This window comes from Rhizobium sp. WYCCWR 11152 (genome assembly GCF_013087615.1).
Lineage (GTDB): Bacteria > Pseudomonadota > Alphaproteobacteria > Rhizobiales > Rhizobiaceae > Rhizobium > Rhizobium indicum.
The window spans coordinates 502,891-521,052 of the sequence record NZ_JABFCP010000008.1 but is presented as its reverse complement, the minus strand read 5'-3'; the positions used below and the strand labels follow the sequence as shown (position 1 = coordinate 521,052).

The 18,162-nt window shown below is 61.3% G+C and carries 19 protein-coding genes and 1 tRNA gene; 7 read left to right on the top strand and 13 right to left on the bottom strand.

Annotation, left to right across the window (positions count from 1 at the left end):
- Nucleotides 1–10: 10 nt before the first annotated feature.
- Nucleotides 11–388 (bottom strand): hypothetical protein, encoded by a 378-nt coding sequence (locus tag G9X67_RS12380; RefSeq protein ID WP_131709116.1) that lies wholly within the window; start codon nucleotides 386–388, stop codon nucleotides 11–13.
- A 66-nt stretch (nucleotides 389–454) separates the two neighbouring features.
- Nucleotides 455–1,132, bottom strand: coding sequence for a hypothetical protein (locus tag G9X67_RS12375; RefSeq protein WP_171598759.1), 678 nt, complete (start codon nucleotides 1,130–1,132; stop codon nucleotides 455–457).
- Between the two features lie 268 nt (nucleotides 1,133–1,400).
- Here G9X67_RS12375 and G9X67_RS12370 point away from each other — a divergent pair, with 268 nt between their 5' ends.
- On the top strand, nucleotides 1,401–2,027 hold the full coding sequence (locus G9X67_RS12370; RefSeq protein WP_138329425.1) for a TerC family protein: 627 nt from the start codon (nucleotides 1,401–1,403) through the stop codon (nucleotides 2,025–2,027).
- Here G9X67_RS12370 and G9X67_RS12365 read toward each other — a convergent pair.
- Genes G9X67_RS12365 through metG form a run of 3 tightly spaced genes read right to left on the bottom strand, consistent with a single transcriptional unit; the run spans nucleotide 2,024 to nucleotide 5,184 of the window.
- A complete protein-coding gene (locus tag G9X67_RS12365; protein WP_138329424.1) occupies nucleotides 2,024–2,842 on the bottom strand; it encodes an MBL fold metallo-hydrolase in 819 nt (272 codons plus the stop codon). The two genes, G9X67_RS12370 and G9X67_RS12365, sit on opposite strands and share 4 nt — an antisense overlap.
- Before the next feature lie 4 nt (nucleotides 2,843–2,846).
- On the bottom strand, nucleotides 2,847–3,629 hold the full coding sequence (locus G9X67_RS12360) for a TatD family hydrolase (RefSeq protein WP_138329423.1): 783 nt from the start codon (nucleotides 3,627–3,629) through the stop codon (nucleotides 2,847–2,849).
- A gap of 4 nt (nucleotides 3,630–3,633) precedes the next feature.
- Nucleotides 3,634–5,184, bottom strand: a complete 1,551-nt coding sequence (gene metG, locus G9X67_RS12355; RefSeq protein ID WP_138329422.1) for a methionine--tRNA ligase — start codon at nucleotides 5,182–5,184, stop codon at nucleotides 3,634–3,636.
- Between the two features lie 234 nt (nucleotides 5,185–5,418).
- Between metG and G9X67_RS12350 the strand changes: the two genes are divergently transcribed.
- Nucleotides 5,419–6,207 (top strand): sulfite exporter TauE/SafE family protein, encoded by a 789-nt coding sequence (locus tag G9X67_RS12350; RefSeq protein WP_138329421.1) that lies wholly within the window; start codon nucleotides 5,419–5,421, stop codon nucleotides 6,205–6,207.
- A 38-nt stretch (nucleotides 6,208–6,245) separates the two neighbouring features.
- Here the strand turns inward: G9X67_RS12350 and G9X67_RS12345 are convergent, their stop codons facing one another.
- From G9X67_RS12345 to G9X67_RS12330, 4 genes are all read right to left on the bottom strand, one after another.
- Nucleotides 6,246–7,271 (bottom strand): DNA polymerase III subunit delta', encoded by a 1,026-nt coding sequence (locus tag G9X67_RS12345; protein ID WP_138329420.1) that lies wholly within the window; start codon nucleotides 7,269–7,271, stop codon nucleotides 6,246–6,248.
- Between the two features lie 8 nt (nucleotides 7,272–7,279).
- The gene (gene tmk, locus G9X67_RS12340) at nucleotides 7,280–7,960 is read right to left on the bottom strand and encodes a dTMP kinase (protein ID WP_138329419.1); all 681 of its coding nucleotides are present in this window, start codon (nucleotides 7,958–7,960) and stop codon (nucleotides 7,280–7,282) included.
- 131 nt (nucleotides 7,961–8,091) lie between these two features.
- The gene (locus G9X67_RS12335) at nucleotides 8,092–9,285 is read right to left on the bottom strand and encodes a D-alanyl-D-alanine carboxypeptidase family protein (RefSeq protein ID WP_138329418.1); all 1,194 of its coding nucleotides are present in this window, start codon (nucleotides 9,283–9,285) and stop codon (nucleotides 8,092–8,094) included.
- Between the two features lie 71 nt (nucleotides 9,286–9,356).
- Complete coding sequence (locus tag G9X67_RS12330; RefSeq protein WP_138329417.1) at nucleotides 9,357–10,463, bottom strand: septal ring lytic transglycosylase RlpA family protein; 1,107 nt, start codon at nucleotides 10,461–10,463, stop codon at nucleotides 9,357–9,359.
- A 399-nt stretch (nucleotides 10,464–10,862) separates the two neighbouring features.
- Between G9X67_RS12330 and G9X67_RS12325 the strand changes: the two genes are divergently transcribed.
- Entirely contained in the window at nucleotides 10,863–11,066 is a 204-nt protein-coding gene (locus G9X67_RS12325) for a hypothetical protein (RefSeq protein ID WP_138329416.1), read from the top strand.
- Between the two features lie 99 nt (nucleotides 11,067–11,165).
- Here the strand turns inward: G9X67_RS12325 and G9X67_RS12320 are convergent, their stop codons facing one another.
- Nucleotides 11,166–11,492 carry a GYD domain-containing protein gene (locus tag G9X67_RS12320; RefSeq protein ID WP_029874139.1) on the bottom strand — a complete coding sequence of 109 codons (327 nt, stop codon included), beginning with the start codon at nucleotides 11,490–11,492 and terminating at the stop codon, nucleotides 11,166–11,168.
- A 210-nt stretch (nucleotides 11,493–11,702) separates the two neighbouring features.
- Here G9X67_RS12320 and G9X67_RS12315 point away from each other — a divergent pair, with 210 nt between their 5' ends.
- A complete protein-coding gene (locus G9X67_RS12315) occupies nucleotides 11,703–12,878 on the top strand; it encodes a GGDEF domain-containing protein (RefSeq protein ID WP_138329415.1) in 1,176 nt (391 codons plus the stop codon).
- A gap of 196 nt (nucleotides 12,879–13,074) precedes the next feature.
- Nucleotides 13,075–13,164, top strand: a tRNA-Ser gene (locus G9X67_RS12310).
- Nucleotides 13,165–13,312: 148 nt separating this feature from the next.
- Here the strand turns inward: G9X67_RS12310 and G9X67_RS12305 are convergent.
- Nucleotides 13,313–13,627 (bottom strand): hypothetical protein, encoded by a 315-nt coding sequence (locus tag G9X67_RS12305; RefSeq protein ID WP_138329414.1) that lies wholly within the window; start codon nucleotides 13,625–13,627, stop codon nucleotides 13,313–13,315.
- 177 nt (nucleotides 13,628–13,804) lie between these two features.
- Complete coding sequence (locus G9X67_RS12300; RefSeq protein WP_246705413.1) at nucleotides 13,805–14,041, bottom strand: HNH endonuclease; 237 nt, start codon at nucleotides 14,039–14,041, stop codon at nucleotides 13,805–13,807.
- A gap of 569 nt (nucleotides 14,042–14,610) precedes the next feature.
- Between G9X67_RS12300 and G9X67_RS12295 the strand changes: the two genes are divergently transcribed.
- Nucleotides 14,611–15,336: a 3-keto-5-aminohexanoate cleavage protein gene (locus G9X67_RS12295; protein WP_171598758.1), complete on the top strand. Its 726-nt coding sequence runs from the start codon at nucleotides 14,611–14,613 to the stop codon at nucleotides 15,334–15,336.
- A gap of 349 nt (nucleotides 15,337–15,685) precedes the next feature.
- Here G9X67_RS12295 and G9X67_RS12290 read toward each other — a convergent pair whose 3' ends face one another.
- Nucleotides 15,686–17,110 carry an MFS transporter gene (locus G9X67_RS12290; protein ID WP_138329410.1) on the bottom strand — a complete coding sequence of 475 codons (1,425 nt, stop codon included), beginning with the start codon at nucleotides 17,108–17,110 and terminating at the stop codon, nucleotides 15,686–15,688.
- A 144-nt stretch (nucleotides 17,111–17,254) separates the two neighbouring features.
- On the opposite strand from G9X67_RS12290, the gene G9X67_RS12285 reads away from it, so the two are divergent.
- The gene (locus G9X67_RS12285; RefSeq protein ID WP_138329409.1) at nucleotides 17,255–18,151 is read left to right on the top strand and encodes a LysR family transcriptional regulator; all 897 of its coding nucleotides are present in this window, start codon (nucleotides 17,255–17,257) and stop codon (nucleotides 18,149–18,151) included.
- Nucleotides 18,152–18,162: the final 11 nt, after the last annotated feature.

The following is an 18,162-nucleotide window of genomic DNA, read 5'->3' as shown; positions in this document are numbered from 1 at the left end:
GCTCAAACCGTCACTGCCGTCTCACTTCGTGGATATGGCCGGCAAATCCCGCAAGCAGCACACCGAGCGGAAGACGCCGAACCAGTCTGGCTGCAATGAAGGTTGCGCCGATTGCCGCGGCAAGTTTCAGCCAGGGGTAATCGCCGAGCTGCACATGGGCACTCGCATCGACCGATGTGGCCTTGGCTTTCAATGCCGCTTCGGCGTCCTCGCGCAGCACGCCTATGCGGGCATTCAGCAGCCTTACCTCGTGCTGCAGGGCGTTCAGGCTCTCGTCGGCCTTTTCACGCGCGGTCTGCTCAGCCGCATCGGCAAAAGGCGGATCACCTTCCGCGATCAGTTCGTCGGGGTCGGGCGGAAGACCGTGGCGGTTGATGGATGATTGCATCGACATGTCCTCGAATAGGTGAGCGAGAGGAAATGAGGCCCGGCATTGCGGCCGGGCCTCATAATATCAATGGTCGCGCCGGAAACCCTGGCTCTGGTGAGATCCGCCTTGCGATTGGGTTTGGGACTGGCCTTGGGATTGGCGATTGGTTTCGTCCGATGACGTGGTGCCAGGCTCGGGGAAGGTATAGGCACGCACCTTGGCGCTTCCATGCGCGGTGTCCCGCATTGCCACCGGGCGCGCATCGTCAAATGCACTCTCGGACACGGCGAGGTTTTCCGAGGCTTTGCCGCCCTGGGCCGATCCGGCAAAACCGGTATTGGACGCGCCTTGCTGTCTGTCTTCCAACGACCAGAGATCCGCCCGCTCATCCATGTCGATGCTGCCCTCGTCGTCCAGAATATCGTGGACGGTCTCGTAGAGCGGGTCATCGATATCATTGACCTGGACGAGGAATCCACCTCGCCGCAGCCCTTCTGCGTAGACCGCGCGATCCTCGTCTGGGAGGAAGAAGTCGGCCAGCGCGTCGAAGAAGCCGCTGCGGTCTTCGCTCATTGCGCCGGTATTTTTTGCGCCCGCCTCATATCCGGGCATCAGCCTTATTCTCGCAACCGGCACGCCTGCGTCCTCAAGACGGGAGACGGCGGATTCGGCGTCCGATCGGTTGTCAAAAAATGCGGCAAGGCTGCTGCCGCCTGTCGGGCCTGAAAAAGTCGGGTTGGTATCGTTGTAAATGCTGCCCATGGGACTCTCCTCTCGATGTGCAGATCCAGCCGCCAATGCGAAGTTTGGCCGATGATTGACCGGTGTCTGGTTTCCTGACTTGAAGAACCGTCGGCTGAGTTGAATGTTCCAGGGGAATGGCGATGCTCCACTGCATCGCTTGCTGTTTCATTGCCGCCTGCCATTTCGGCGCGCAGACTCGCAAATACGCCGCTTGCGAAATCTCTCAGCGGTTGACGTCAAACCTTCGAGACGCTAGCACGGCTTTGACGCATTGGGGATAATTCATATGGACATGTTTACGGCAGCCGGTATGACGGCTTTGCTGCAGGTCATTGCTATCGACCTCGTTCTCGCCGGCGACAACGCCGTGGTTATCGGTCTTGCTGCTGCCGGCCTCGAGGCGACGCAGCGCCGCAAGGCGATCATCGTCGGCATTGTGGCCGCGACCGTTCTGCGTATTCTCTTTGCCAGCGTCGCAGTCTATCTGCTGGCGATCGTCGGCCTGCTGCTGGCCGGCGGCCTGTTGCTGCTCTGGGTCTGCTGGAAGATGTGGCGCGAGCTTCGCGCCGGCCATGGCGAGAATCACGGAGCGGTGGGTGCCGAAGGCGCGCCGAGAAAGACCTTCTTCCAGGCGGCGACCCAAATCGTCATTGCTGACGTCTCGATGTCCCTCGACAACGTGCTGGCCGTTGCCGGTGCTGCGCGCGAACATCCGAGCGTGCTAGTCATCGGTCTTGCCCTGTCGATCGCGCTAATGGGTATTGCCGCAAACTTTATCGCCCGGTTGCTCACCAACCATCGCTGGATCGCCTATGTCGGCCTGCTGATCATCCTCTACGTCTCGCTCGACATGATCCACCGCGGTGGCGTCGAACTGTGGCCGTACGTGCAAGCGAGCGGGTTAAAGCTTTAGAGCCTGACCTCGGTCTCGAAGCTCATCTGGTCATACGCCGGCACCACATGGTCCGGCGTCTCAGCCATCACCACGTCGTAATCGAGCGGCGTGTGCATATGGGTGAGGATCGCCTGTTTCGGCTTCAGCCGGCCGATCCAGTCGAGCGACTGTTCCAGCGACAGGTGGCTCGGATGGTAGGTATATTGCAGCGCGTCGATAATCAGCATGTCGAGGTTCTGAAGCTTTTCGACGGTCTGCGGCGGGAAATCGCTAATATCGCTGCAATAAGCCACATCGCCGATGCGGAAGCCGAGCGAGTGGATATCCCCATGCTGCTGGATATGCGGATGGAAGGCGATCGTTCCGCCGGGACCATGGATTTCCACGGGCGCGTCGAGGTTTTCGATGACAACAGGCAGCACGATCGGCGGGTAGTTGCTGCCCGGCGGCGTTTCCAGGCAATAGCCGAAGGCTTCCCGCAACCTGTCCATCGTAAATTGGTCGGCAAAGATCGGCACCCGGCGGCGCGTATTGTGAAAATAGCCGCGCAGATCGTCGATGCCATGAATATGATCGGCATGCGGATGGCTGTAGAGCACGGCATCGACATGGTCGGCCCCTGCCCTGATCATCTGCTCGCGGAAGTCCGGCCCGGTATCGATGACGACGGTCGTGACACCGCCATCGGGTGCGAATTGCTGCACCATGAAGGCAGCGCGCGTGCGCCGGTTCTTCGGATTGTCGGGATTGCAGGCACCCCAGTCGCCGGTGATGCGCGGCACGCCCGGTGACGACGAACAGCCGAGAATGGTGAAACGCCGCCGGTAGAGCACGCCGCTAGATCCTCGGCATCTTCGAGAACAGCCGGAAAGCGTTCTCTGTCGTGATCCGTGCGACCTCTTCGGTAGCAAGGCCGATCGTCTCGGCGAGCACTTCGGCCGTGTTGACGACATAGGACGGCTCATTGCGCTTACCGCGCCAGCGCTTCGGCGCCAGATAGGGCGCGTCCGTTTCCACAAGCAGCCGATCCTGCGGGATCGTCTTGGCGATCTCCCGCAGCTCTTCCGACTTCGGGAAGGTCAGGATGCCCGAGAAGGAAATGTAGCCGCCAAGCGCGACGCCAGTCTTGGCAAGCTCCGGGCCTGCCGAGAAACAATGGAGAATGAAGGGGAAGGCCCCCTTCCCGGTTTCCTCGGTTAGTATGTCAGCCATGTCCTCGTCCGCGCTGCGGCTGTGGATGACGAGCGGCAGCCGGGTCTCGCGCGCCGCGGCGATATGGCGGCGGAAGCCGGTCTGCTGGTCCTCAGGCTTTTGCGTATCGTAGAAATAGTCGAGACCGGCCTCGCCGATCGCGACCACCTTCTCATGGGCATTGGCGAGACGCACCAGCTCTTCCGTCTGGATCTCCAGCTCTTCGTCGGCATTGTTCGGATGCGTGCCGACCGAGCAGAATACCGAGGGATACTTCTCTGTGATAGCAAGCAACGCGCCGAGCTTGCGCACCCGCGTCGAGATCGTCACCATCTGCGCGACGCCAGCTTGATGGGCGCGCGCGACGATCTCGTCCCGCTCCGCCTCGAAGTCGGCGAAATCAAGATGGCAATGCGTGTCGATCAGCACGGCCTCAAGCCTCCGGAGCCACGTAGCGCGGGAAGACCGGCGTCGGCGCTTCGAGCGTCGTTCCGGCAATGAGACGGCCGGCTTCGCCGAGGGCAGCAAAGTCGCGCTTGTCTTCGGGTGCTGCGACCAGATCGAGCAGCTTGGCCGATGAGTCCGGCATGAAGGGCTGCAGCAGGATGGCAATCTGGCGCACGACTTCGGCAGTCACGTAAAGCACGGTGCCCATCCGCTCCGGATCGGTCTTCTTCAGCGCCCACGGCGCCTGACCGGCGAAATAACGGTCAGTCTCGGAAACGACCGAAATGATCGAGGCGAGCGCCCGGTGGATCTGCTGCTTGCCCATATCCTCGCGGGTCGAGGCATGCAGCGCATCGACCTCAGCCAGCATCGCCTTGTCCTCGTCGCTGAGCGCGCCGCATTCCGGGATCTTGCCGTCGCAATTCTTGACGATCATCGATAGCGAGCGGCTGGCGAGATTGCCGATGCCGTTGGCGAGGTCGGAGTTGATGCGAGTGCCGATCGCCTCTTCGCTGTAGCTGCCGTCCTGGCCGAAGGACACTTCACGCAGAAAGAAGTAGCGCACCTGGTCGAGGCCGAAATGGTTCACCAGATTGACCGGATCGACGACATTGCCGAGCGACTTCGACATCTTCTCGCCCTTGTTGAGCAGGAAGCCGTGGGCAAAGACGCGCTTCGGCAGCGGCAGCTTCGCCGACATCAGGAAGGCCGGCCAGTAGACGGCGTGGAAGCGGATGATGTCCTTGCCGATGATGTGCACGTCAGCCGGCCAGTATTTCGCCCGCGGGCCGTTCCGGTCCTCGATATAGCCTGTCGCGGTGATGTAATTGGTCAGCGCGTCGACCCAGACATACATCACGTGCGCCGGATCGTCCGGCACCTTGATGCCCCAGTCGAAGGTCGTGCGAGAGACCGAGAGGTCCTTGAGTCCCGATTTGACGAAGGAGATCACCTCGTTGCGGCGCTCGGCCGGACCGATGAAGTCGGGGTTCGCCTCATAATGCGCAAGCAGCTTCTCCTGGTATTCGGAGAGCTTGAAGAAATAGCTTGCCTCTTCCACCCACTCGACGGGTGTGCCCTGCGGCCCGTAGCGCACGCCGTCGGCGCGCAGCTCCGTCTCGTTTTCCTGGTAGTAGGCCTCGTCGCGCACCGAATACCAGCCGGCATAGCTGTCCCTGTAGATGTCGCCATTGTCGGCCATCAGCTTCCAGATGTTGCGCGACGTCTCGTGATGACGCTCCTGCGTGGTGCGGATGAAATCATCATTCGAGGCGTTGAGCAGCGTCGCCATCGCCTGGAATTCGCCGGAGTTTCGGTCGGCGAGCGCCTGCGCGGTGATGCCCTCGGCGCGGGCCGTCTGCTGCATCTTCTGGCCGTGTTCGTCGGTGCCGGTCAGGAAGAAGACATCCTTGCCATCCAGGCGCTGATAACGCGCCATCGCATCGGTCGCGATCAGCTCATAGGCATGGCCGATATGCGGCTTGCCGTTAGGGTAGGAAATCGCGGTGGTGATGTAGAAGGGTGTCTTGTCTGTCATGGCGGCCAATGTCCGGCTAACTCTATAAAAATGGTCAGCCGCTCTTAGCGCATGTCACCGTCAAGCGAAACCTCAACTTTCCAGTCGTCGATGATTTCCGGGACGATGGGGGCGTGAACTTGACTCAGCTTCTCGCCCAATCTACCCGTCTTGGGAAAGAGGGCGGGACAAGAACGAAGTGCGAGTTTTCATCTATCGGATTTGTCGTGGCCGCGCGCCGTCAGGGGCGCTTGTTTGACATTCGAACCGCTCTATTCGCTTTCCGGCCTGTTCGTCGGCGCGCTCGTCGGCATCACCGGCGTTGGCGGCGGTTCGCTGATGACGCCGCTGTTGGTGCTGCTCTTCGGCGTCCATCCCGCCACCGCCGTCGGCACCGATCTTCTCTACGCGGCGATCACCAAGACGGCCGGTACCGCCGTTCACGGCATGCATGGGCGGGTCAACTGGAAGATCGTCGGCAGCCTCGCGGCCGGCAGCCTGCCGGCCGCCCTGCTGATGCTGTGGCTGCTGGCCGGCGTCGATCGCAAAAGCATCGGCGTGACCAATACGATCACCACGGCACTCGGCTGGCTTCTGGTCATGACCGCGATCATGCTGGTCTTCCGTGGCCCGATCCTCGAGCTGGCGCGGCGCGCCATCGGCGATCGCACACCGCCGAAGCCGACGACCATCCTCGCCCTCACCGTCATTCTCGGATTCGTTCTCGGCGTCCTCGTCACCTTGACCTCGGTCGGTGCCGGCGCGCTGGGTGTGACGATCCTGCTGGTCCTTTATCCCAGGCTCGATGTGCGCGAGATCGTCGGTTCCGATATCGTTCATGCAGTACCGCTCACGTTGATCGGCGGCACGGGCTATTGGCTGATCGGCGAGATCGACTGGCCGATGCTGTTTGCCCTGCTGATCGGCTCTATCCCCGGCATCATCATCGGCAGCCTTCTGGCGCCGAAGCTGCACGAACGCACCATCCGCATCGTCCTTGCCGCCACGCTTGCTGTTGTCGCAGTCAAGCTGCTGACCGGCTGATCAGAGCACGGTGCCGAAAGTGTCAGCGGTGACGCGCTTCAAAGGCCCGGCTGCTTGATATCGGCGAGAATGCTGATGATCGTCTGCTTGCGGTCGAGGTTGTAACCATCGGAAATGGTCAGCCGCTCGGTGATTTCGGAATAGAGCCGCGCCAGCCGCTCCGCCGCCGCGATCCGCCCCTCGCCGGCTGCCGCGCGCGCGCGGTTCATGATGTCGTCGCCGACATGGCTGACGAAGAAATCGAAGATCGTGTCGCTCTCCCGACCCGAAAGCGCGTCGGCCAGCCGATGCATTGCCTTGCGGGCTGTCGGTCCCTCGGCGGCAAGCATCTCGTCATAGGCAGCGATGATCTCGCCGCCGCCGTAGTTCAGGAGTTTCAGCGCCTCGCCGACGCTGCCCTTGGCGGCGGCAAGCACCGCCGCGCCTTCGCCTGATATGCCGAGATGGGCAAGGGCCGCGACGAGTTCATCATCGGCAAGCGGCGCCAGCTTCAGCGGCAGGCAGCGTGAGCGGATTGTCGGCAGCAGCCGTCCCGGCGCATGCGACAGCACCAGGAACAGCGCCCGCTTCGGCGGTTCTTCCAGGATCTTCAGGATGGCGTTGGCAGCATTGCGGTTCATGTCGTCGGCCGGATCGATGATGACGATCCGCCAGTTGCCGGTGCCGGATGTCTGCGAGAAGAATTTGCCGGCGCGGCGCACCTCGTCGACTGTTATCGCCGATTTCACCTTGCCGGTCTTTTCGTCCATCGGCCGGGCAAGGTGCAGCAGATTGTGCGAGGCGCCAGACGCGATCTGCCGGCTGACGGGAGAGGCAGGATCCGGATCGCCGATCGTCTCCGGCGCGGTCTCGGGATCGGGATGTGAGAGCACGTGATTGGCGAAGCGGAAGGCGAGCGTCGCCTTGCCGATGCCTTCCGGCCCTTCGATCAGGACGGCGTGGTGGCCCTTGCCGGACCGGTAGGACTGCGCAAGGAAGGCTTCCGCCTCCGCATGCCCGAACAGCCTGGTATTTTCCCCCGGCCAGATGGCGCCGTCGAGCAGTCCGGGCCTTTCCTCACTCATAATGGGCTTCACTCATGATGGGCGGCTTCCGGCATTCGCGCACGGCCTGCCGGCGACAGCAGTTGTTGGATGATCGCCAGGATCTCGGCGGCGATCGCCTCCTCTGTCTGCATGGCGTTGACGACGTGGCAGCGCTCCGGCTCGCGGGCAGCGATATCGAGAAAGGCCTCGCGGCGTTTCTCGTGCGTTTCCAGCCGCTCCTTCTCGAAGCGATCGGGAGCATCGGTCGCGGCGCGCTTCTGCGCCCGCCCCAGCCCGACCTTGGCGGGGATGTCGAGGATCACGGTGCAATCCGGCATCACGCCGTTGATGGCGATGCGCTGCAGCGTCTCGATGAAATCGGGCTCGAGATTACCGGTAATACCCTGGTAGACGCGGGAGGAATCCATGAAGCGGTCGCAGAGCACGACCTTGCCTGCGGCCAGGGCCGGCCGGATCACCTCTTCGACATGGTCGTTGCGGGCCGCGGCAAAGAGGATTGCCTCCATCCGCGTGCCGAAGGCTTCGGCAGCCCCCGACAGCAGCACGTGGCGCACGGCTTCGGCGCCCGGCGATCCGCCTGGTTCGCGCGTCATCAGCACGTCGTGACCTTCGCCCTTCAGCGCCTCGGCGAGGCGGCGGATCTGCGTGGATTTCCCAGCGCCTTCCCCGCCTTCAAACGTAACGAACAATCCCGTACCGGATGACAATGACAACTTCCCGCATTCCAGGCGCCGCACGCGCCCCGCTCCTTCTATCTATCCGAAGATATCAGGGAGGAAAACCTTTCGCCGCGGCGACATATTCACCTTTCCCGGCAAATTGCATTGGAAACAGCTCGTCAGACGGGCGCGGGCTTGTCCCAGAGCCAGGAGAAGAACAGCGATTCGCCGAGTTCCAGCATGGCGTCGATCGCCCGGCTGCTGAGTGAGCCTTCGCCGACCGCTTGCACGGTATAGAGCGGCACTTCCCTGAGCAGCCGGCTGCCGGCGAAAATCCTCAGCGTGCCTGCCTGGGTATCCGGCTTGACCGGCGCCGTCAGCGGCCAGCGATAGATGATGCGCGCCGACAGCCGGTCGGGATTGCTGATCGGGATATAGACGCTGACCGGCGCCTTGGCGACGAGATCGACCGTGCGCGACGTGCCGCCATAGACGCTGGCGGCGCCAATCACTTCCTTGTCGGCGAAGATCTGCCGGTTCTCGAAGGCCGTCAGCCCCCATTCGAGCACCCGCTTGGCCTCTTCCGTCCGCTCCTTGTCTGAAGCGATGCCGGCAAGCGCCAGAAACAGCCGCCTGCCGTCGCGCTGAACCGAAGCGACGATCGAATAGCCCTCGCCCTCGGTAAAGCCAGTCGCCAGCCCGTCGGCGCCGAGATCGAGCCCGAGCAGCGGGTTGCGGTTGCGCTGGAAGATCTTGTTCCACTCGAAATCCGGCTGCGCAAAATAGGGATAGAGATTGGGATAGGATTGCTGAAGGGCGGCGGCAAGCGTCACCATCTCGCGTGCCGTCACCTTGCTCTTGCCGTCGGGAAGGCCGGTGGAATTGCCGAACTCGGCCTTCTCCATGCCGAGCTCGCGGGCGCGGCGCGTCATCGACACGGCAAATTGCTGCTCGCTTCCGGCCATGCCCTCGGCAAGGATGATGCAGCTGTCATTGGCGCCCTGGATGGCGATGCCCTTGATCAGGTCCTCGACGCGCACGCGTGATTTCAGGCTGGCAAACATTGTCGCCGTCCGCGACGGCGCGCCGCCCGTCCGCCAGGCATATTCGGAAACGGGATATTCGGTATCGAGCGTGATCTGGCCCTTGGTCAGCGCCTCGAAAACGAGATCCATCGTCATCAGCTTGGCGAGTGAGGCCGGCGAAAAGCTCTGATCCTCGTTCTTAGCGAGAAGCACGGTGCCGGTGGTAGCCTCGATCATATAGGCCTGCGCCGCCTTGGTGGCGAAGCCGGCGGCACCGCCATCGGCTGCAAAGGCTCCGGAGGCGAACGGCATCAGGCATGCAAGCAGGCGAAGCGCGGGCTTCAGCATCGCAATTTCCATTGATCGAGCGGCGTATTTCAGGAGGTTAGAACGCGAGGAAATCCGATGCAATTGCCAGTTCAGCGCTGGGCGAACTTTGCCTGATGGCGCTTGGCCGAGGCAAGGATGGACTCTTGCGTCAGCCCGTCATTGCGCACCATCACCGCGTCGAAGGCGAGATCGACGGTCACCGTCTTCACCTCTTCGCTCTGGTAGCCGAGCGCCAGCGAATTCTGGGGCCGCTCATAGGGCATCGGACCGATCTCCGGCAGCACGACCATCTGGTCCATGGCCTGCGCGCCATTGTTGAAGGACCGTGCCGATGGCGCGACCAGAACATGGGCAGCCGGGGCCAGAGCGGGTGCGGCGGCGGCTGCCGCATTGTTGCGGGCGCTCGGCGTCGAGCCGGCATAGGAGGTGGCCGACCTCGGCACCGGCACGTTGGCCGGCGTCTCGTAGTTTTCCGAACTCTGCAGCTGGTCGCGGGTGATCTTTCGGCTGTTGGAGGCGACCATCACGCCGCTTGCGATCTGCCCTTCCGGATTGACGCCGGGAATGCGGCTGCCCTTCGGCGCGTAGGAGGCCATCAGATAGGGCATGTCGTGGCCGTCCATGCGGGCGCGGCCGACATATTGCACGCGCACCTTGCCGGTGCCGCTGTGCTGCAGGTCCAGCATGTCGGCCGTCTTGTTGGAAAGGTCGATGATACGGCCTTCGTGATAGGGGCCGCGATCGTTGACGCGCACGATGACGGAAGAACCACTTTCGAGATTGGTGACGCGCGCATAGCTCGGCAACGGGAAGGTCGGATGTGCGGCGGAAAGATGCATCTGGTCGTAGACTTCGCCGTTCGCCGTCAGGCGCCCGTGAAAGGCCGAGCCATACCAGGAGGCGACGCCGACCTTGTTATAGGCGAAATCTTCCTTCGGATAATACCACTTGCCCTTCACCTCGTAAGCGTTGCCGACGATGTAGCGGCCGCCGCCCTTCGGGATATTGTTGCCGGTGGCGACCCGCGGGCTCGCCTTCACGCCATATTCGGATTCGGAGAAATACTCTTTGCCGTGGGCTTTTTTCTTCGGCACCGCCTGCGTCGTGCCGCAAGCCGCAACCGTCGCACACATCGCCGAGATCGCCAGCCACCGTGCTGCCGTTGCGAAAGACGCCGCCCCGTAATCCAGTTTCATGTGCCCCACGCCGCTCAAAGATCGTTATGGTTAAGGAACCCTGCCCCATCTTGGGGCAATAGCGCCTTATTCCGACCCGCCTAACGAGGCTTTAATCTTGCTAAGTTCGTGGCAATTTTACGAACAATTTCGCAGCGATAGCGACAATTCTGATGATTATGGTTTATAAATCACTAACGCGAGCCCTCCCCGCCTGCCATTCCATCGCCGCAATGAGGCCAGAAATCAACGTGCCGATGCGGGGCATATGGTGAACATCCGGGCGCTTCCTGACGCCCCCAAAGCTCCATATTGAAACACCGCCCGATTTGATGCACCGCAGCGGGGTGGCGCTTCATTCTGTATGGGAACGAATTGTCCGCCGCGAGCTTTGAAGGTTTAGACCTTTGGAGGATCACCATGAACGATGAAACCCTGACGCAGCTCGACACGGTCAGCCGGCAGTTGCACGCTCGATCTCGCGCGCTTTCCCAGCCGGATGAAGATAACGACATCGCAATCCTGATGTCGGCCCTTGCGGTGACGATGGAGGCGGTTCGATCTCTCGGCGAGGATATGAACCAGCTCAACGGTCCGAAGGGCCTTGGATCTGACGGAAGCTAAGTCTGTCATGTCTCCGGCGCAATTCACAGAAAGTTTGCGCCGGAACGAGAAGCGCAAAGCGCTGATCTTCGACGTGGATGGGAAGCCGTGGGCCGCCGCCTATGCTGCCGGTGGACGATAGCGTACCGACTTCGCCTTTTCCAAGGCTGCGATCGTATCCTCGACGCTGAGGAGGACAGTGGTCTCCATGGAGCTGAGTGCACCTCCTGCACCGATCGCAAGTGCGACGGCCGCCATCGATACGTTATCGGGCGCCTCCCACAGATTCCAACCATCATGCTCGCCGAAGGCGTACCAGAAGCCGTGCAGCTTTCCGCCCACGGATTCAATGTAACTGCGTGCCGCCTCTCGGCGATCCTCGGGGTTTTCGATCATCCGCGCCCAGGTCTCGGGCGTGTAGCTGAAGCGTGTGAGATACATGGCCATGGTTTGTTTCCTCCGCCAGAACAACACAGTTAACGCTCAAGCCGGGGAGAACGCGAGTCATTTCCAATATATGGACGGGGTCCCAACGATCTCGGTCGGCAGTCTCCGGAAGAGCAGCGAGTTCCGCCGTCAGAAGGTCGCGCGGCGTTCATCGAAAAGTAGATTTTAGCCGTTATTCGGACCCCGCTTCTCTCACATCGGGTTCCGGCAATGGATCTTGCGACAGTCCTTCTTCTACACAAGTCTTCCTTCATCGTCGGAGCGATCTGCTTCTTCTATGTGAGATGGCGTTCCGGAGCGACGCCGGGGCTCGGCGTACTTGCAGTTGGTTTTACTTTGCTCGCGATCGCCTCAACGCTGGCTGGGTGGGACGAGAGCCTTCACATGTCCGATAATGCCAGGACGTTCTGGAGTTTTGCGCTGGGCGCCAATGGTTACGGGCTGATGGCGGTTGGTCTTTTCGGCCTCAGCCGGCGTCAAAATTCTATACGAGATTGGTGGCCATTGCTCCTGCCCGTCGTCCTGATGCTGAGTGCGGCGATCACGCCATGGTATTTGAACAATGGATTGAGAGCATCGGTGTTCAATGGCAACGCCGCAATCCTGCTTGCCTTGTCAGGTTTCGTGATCGCCCGCGACTTCTTCCATGAGCGTCTTACCGCGCGGCTCGCCCTTTCCGCCTCAATATGGGTGGCAACGTTTCTCTCGGCTTTGGTCGTCATTGGTTTCATCCTTCCAAACGATGCGCCTCTTTCCCCGCGCTACGCTTTCTTTCTGCTGATCATCTGTCATTTCGCAGTGGCTTTGTTCGTGCTCGTCCTCGTGCAGGAAAGAGCCGAAGAAAAGCTTATCAGACTTGCAAATACCGATATGCTGACCGGCATTCCCAACCGGCAGCATTTCTTCAATTCCCTTCCGAAAGACCTCGCCCCCGGGGACGCCTTCGTCCTCATCGATATCGACTTTTTCAAGCGTGTTAACGATATGTACGGACACGACAAAGGTGATGTCGTTCTCATAAATGTCGCTCGGACGATTGCTCGGAGTGCCCCCTCTTCCTGCGTGTTAGGTCGGTTGGGCGGCGAGGAGTTCAGCCTCTTTTTTCGCGGCCAAACGGCAGCCTCTGCTTTTGCGCTCGCTGAGCAGGTACGCGAGGCTGTCAACGCCCTGAGCCTTGTCTTCGAAGGAAATCAGGTCACACCTTCCGTCAGTGCAGGTGTGGCACTTTGGGAAGCGGGTCTAACCGAACAAGACGTCCAGAAGCGTGCAGATCAGGCGCTCTACATTGCCAAAAACAAGGGTCGCAACAGGGTTGAGTTGTTCAGCAGCGTCGGGTTGACCTCCAGCGTCCTTGCGCCGGAACCTCTACCGGCTCGCGCAGGCTGAAGAACAGCTGAAGGTCGGCTCTCTCGAGCTAGTCGCACGTCGTGGCGAAGATGCTGGCAAATGCTGCAGAGCACGTTGACGCTGCTACCAAAGCTGCTAAAAAGCCAGCCATCGAGTGATTGGGTCGCAAATCGGTAGCAATGACCGGTTCGTAGAAATCAACAGCATGTTGATGTCTCAACCTTTTCAATCAGATGGAAGAGTGTCCGAGTGGTTTAAGGAACCGGTCTTGAAAACCGGCGTGCGGGAAACCGTACCGTGGGTTCGAATCCCACCTCTTCCGCCATCTTATATTGATTTAATTGCACAATTTCCGCTTTCCGCGCGAGAATTGCACGCTTGTCATAAACCCGCTTCTGGTATGAAAACCGCCAGCTGGTGAGGCTGGCGGCGCATTTGTTGAGCACCAAGGTTGGTTTCAGTGGCGCTGCCGGCTAAAAATCGAAATACACGGTCACACCTGACCGACGACGATAGGGGTAACGGTCGCGATAGCCGTAATAGTCGCGACTGCCGTAATACCGCGGACGATAGCACGAGCCGTAATACCGACAGTCGCGGTAAGCGTACCGGTGTTTCTTCCGGTGGCCATACGCATGTCCATTACCGTGGCGACGGTGTTTGACCTGCTCGACGTCGGAGGTATGCATATGTACTGCGTTCGGCACGACGATCGGCGCGGCGTTCAGCGGCAGGGCGAAAGATGCAGACAAGATCATGGCTGCAAGTGAGGTAAAGAGCATCTTCATCGGCGCATCCTTTCAGGCTGCGATTCTGGGTTAATAAGCATTAACCTCCGATGAACGGTGCGAGCATCCCAGAAAACACCGGCCTGCGTGCCGCTGGTGTGGTCGCGGATGGTGATCGCGCCGGCCTATGGTGTTGGTCCCGCCGTCGATGCGGCTCGGCAGCTGGCTAGCGCAGGTCTACGACCCACGCCGATGCGCACAGGGCGGCGCGCATTCGATTAGTTCCCAAATCTCTCCGCGGCGGTAGCTCGTGTACAGGAGCCAGTCCATGCCGCGGCGCTCTTCGTTGCAACGCTTGCACGCCAAAGCGATGTTGTCTCGATTGTTGCGGCCGCCATCAGAGCGGCACCGCGGGTGCTCAAGGGTTTCGGCATTCCGCGGCTGCTTATGTGGCGGTTTGTCACTCAGAACCATAGGCTGGAGGCAGTAGCAGCAGCGGCCGCCCTGTTTCTCGCGTATCTTGATGCGGTTCTGAATGTGGCAGGTCATGATCAGCCGGTGATGGGTTCGATGGCCGGGTCAACGACTGTTCGCCGCTGCCTGCCGTGAGCTGAGCTAAGAATTTCGATGTCGTAGAGTTCGCGACCCTTCCGCCATCCGTCGTTTTCCGAAAATTGCGGTTTTGTACCTCAGGAAGGTTGGCCTTCCCTGAGGGCAACAGATGAGTTTCACCCTCCTCCTTTGCGTCGACGATGAGATGATGTACAGGCAGCAACAGGACGCGACCGCCATTAACTTAAGAATGGGGTCGGGCGGCAGATTGACGTCACGTCGCTGCCACGAGATCACGTGGCCGTCCTCTAGTCGGCGTCCGCACAGCTTGACCCTGCACGAGAGCAGCAGTCGCCTATCTCGACTGTTTTGATATTATTGGGGCTGTAACGGCAAGGGAAATGACTTTGTCAGCAGCGCCCCTAAGTCTTCAGGTTTCCAATTTGGTATACCCGGCGTCTTAAGCGGCCCAACAAGCGCGAGGCTCCTTTATGATCGTTCAAGCTTGCATCAACGGCGCGCGGCCGAGCGATTTCCATCCGCTCCTTCCGCTGACGATTGATGCCATGGTGCGTGATGCCACGGCTTCGGTCGCTGCCGGCGCTGCGGAGCTCCACGTTCATCCGCGCGGAGCCGATGGCAAGGAGAGCCTTGCCGCCGTCGACGACACTGTCGGCGCGATCCGCCGTGTCTGTCCGGGAACGCTGATCGGTGTGTCCACGGGCGCCTGGATCGAAGGCGATCGGGAGAAAACGCGGGAAGCCATCCGCCGTTGGTCCGTTCTGCCGGATTATGCCTCGGTGAACCTCTCGGAAGACGATGGCCCTGGTGTCATGCAGTTGCTGCAGCAGAAGGGTATCGGCATCGAAGTCGGGCTGGCATCGGTCGCCGATGCGGAGCGCTACATCGGCCTCGATGATCATGAGCGGGTCTTTCGCGTGCTCATCGAGCTCGATAACGAACAGGATTTGCAGCGCGCATGCGATATCGCGGACGGCATTATCAAGGCGCTCGGGGATGGCCGGGTCAATCGGCCCATTCTTCTGCATGGTTTCGACGACACCGTCTGGCCCTTCGTCAGGTTGGCGCGCGAGCGGCGCTACTCCACCCGTATCGGCCTGGAAGATGGTAAGCACCTCCCGGATGGGACGATTGCCAACGACAATGCCGCGCTGGTCACTGCGGCCGTTGCGATCTTCCGTGGTCACTCGAACTGATCCCGATATGTCGGCGGCCGGGCGGTAGCCCGGTATCTCTTCGGCGCCATCGAGGCCGGTATCGTCAAGGCGCGGAAATGTTTCGAAAATACGGGCTCGGCGAAGTCGATGTTTCGCCGGACAGCCCTCACGAGAAGTACGAATATATCAGGACGCCGACAGAACCCCAGAAGATAAGAGGCGTCAGTATCATCCCCGCAACGAACATTTTAGTCACAGCAAAACTCCGAACACCTCCACGCATGTCGAAGCTACCTATTGCATCGACGGAAAGTTCCTATGGGCACGAAGTCCAGGATGGATCGGACCTTGGTCTGGGTTTCGCTCGCGCTGCCGATAAGTGCCGGGCTCAACTCTCCCCGAGCGCTCGGCGGCGGTAAGTCCTGACCGCAATAGCGAGCGCGACAACAACCAGTGCTGCCGCAACGGCGAAGGTCATCCGCATGCCTGAGGCAATGGCCTCGGGATGCGCCGCTGTGATATCGGGTGTTCCCGAAGAGAACGCGAAGACGGCGCCCATCACGGATACGCCGGTAATCAGCCCGAGATTGCGCGAAAGGTTGAGCATGCCCGAGATGACGCCCCGCTGGTCCGGGCGGACATCCGCCATGATGGCGGTGTTGTTGGCCGCCTGAAACAGCTGATAGCCGGGTGTCAGCATGGTAATGGCGGCGATGTAGCCTGGTATCCCGGGAAGCACGGCCATGGCGATGCAGCCTGCCGCCATGGCGACGAGCCCTGCGACCACCACGAATGGCGCGTCCAGACGGTCCACCAGACGGCCGGCCGGGACGCCGCTCAAGATGGAGATGACGGGGCCGATCGACATGACGATGCCGACGAGAGCTTGATTGAGCCCGAGCGCATGGGAGAGGTAGAACGGCGCGACTACCAGCGTCGCCATCATCACAGTCGAAACCAGCACGTTCATCGCCAGGCTGGCGGTGAGCACGCGATTGCGGAACACCGTCAACTGGATCAGCGGCGATGCCGCTCTCGCCTCGGCGAAGACGAACAAACCGGCGCCGAAGATGGCGACCGAGAGCAGAGCGATGTTCAATAGGCCAAATCGGCCGTGCCCGATCGTCATCGCCAGCGCGTAGACCGACAGCGTCAGCGCAAGCAGCAAAGTGCCTGCGATGTCGAAGCCCTTCCGACCCGTCTTCCCCTTGCTGATATCGGCGGGCAGATGGCGATAGGCGAGAACGAAGGTCAGAACGCCGAGCGGCACGTTGACGAGGAAGATTGCCGGCCAGCCGAGCCCGGCGATCAGCAGGCCGCCGAGCGAGGGCCCAAGAGCGGTACCGATTGCCGACATCGTTCCGAGCAGCCCCATGGCGCTCCCGGTTCTTTCCTTCGGCACCGTTTCGCCGACAAAGGCCATGGTGAGCGCCATCATGATGGCCGCACCCAGGCCCTGCACAGCGCGCGCGGCAATCATCAGCCATAGCGTCGGCGCGACGCCGCAGAGGATCGAGGCCAGCGTGAAGAGCAGGATGCCGATGAGCAGCAGCCGACGTCGGCCGGTGATGTCGCCGAGCCGTCCGACGCTGACGATCAGGGTGGTGATGGCAAGGAGATAGGCGAGAACGATCCACTGCGCATCCTGGAAGGCGGCATCGAACGCCTGCGCCAGGCTCGGCAGGCCCACATTGGCGATGCTGGTGCCGAGTGACGGCAGCAACATCGAGAGGGAAAGACTGGCAAGCGCCCATCGTATGGATGGTGCCTGTTCGGCGATGGCCTCGCTTCGCTCTGCAATGATCGATTTCACCCCGTGAACTCCGTTTTCTCTTAGTTCCCCGAATGGAACTGGTGAAAACCTAGTCCTCTGCTTAATATGGCGAAAGGCGCACGATTTGCACTTTATTCATGCGTTTGACGCCACATCAAGTTGAAGCCGTGTTATAGCTGATGGATGTCGACACCTGATCTCAACTTGCTAGTCACCCTCGATGTGCTGCTTGCCGAGGGCAGCGTTGCGCGTGCGGCGCAACGGCTGCGGCTCAGCCCGTCGGCGATGAGCCGGGCCTTAGCGCGATTGCGTGAAACGACGGGCGATCCGCTGCTGGTGCGCGCCGGCCGTGGCCTCGTCCCCACGCCGCGCGCGCTCGAACTGCGCGAGCGGGTCGGCCGGATTGTCGAGGACGCGCAGGCGATCCTGCGTCCTGCCGAGGCGCTTGACCTTCAACGCTTGGTCCGGACGTTCACGCTGCGCACCAGCGAAGGCTTTGCCGAGAGCTTCGGACCTGATCTCATCGCCTGCCTCGGTCGGCAAGCGCCCGGCGTGCGGCTGCGCTTCGTGCAGAAGCCGGACAAGGACAGCGCCCCGCTTCGCGATGGGACCGTCGATCTGGAAACCGGCGTCGTCGGCGGGACGACCGGGCCGGAGGTGCGGGCGCAGGCCTTGTTCCGCGATCGTTTCATCGGCGTCGTGCGCTTGGGGCATCCGCTTTGTGGGCGCGAGATGACTCCCTCCCTTTATGCCGGCGGCCAGCACATCTACGTCTCGCGGCGCGGGCTCGACAAGGGACCGATCGATGAAGCCTTGAACGCGCTCGGGTTGGAACGGCAGATCGCCACCATCGTCAGCGGCTTTTCCACGGCACTGGCGCTCGCCCGGAACTGCGATCTGATCGCCAGCGTGCCCGAACGGCACACCGGAGCCTTGCGCGCGGGAATGCATAGTTTTCCCCTCCCCGTCCCGACGCCTGAGATCACGGTGTCATTGCTCTGGCACCCCAGGATGGATGCCGATCCGGCGCATCGCTGGCTGCGCGGCTGCGTTCGCGACGCCTGCGCGCGAGCTGATTGAAGGGCCGCGTA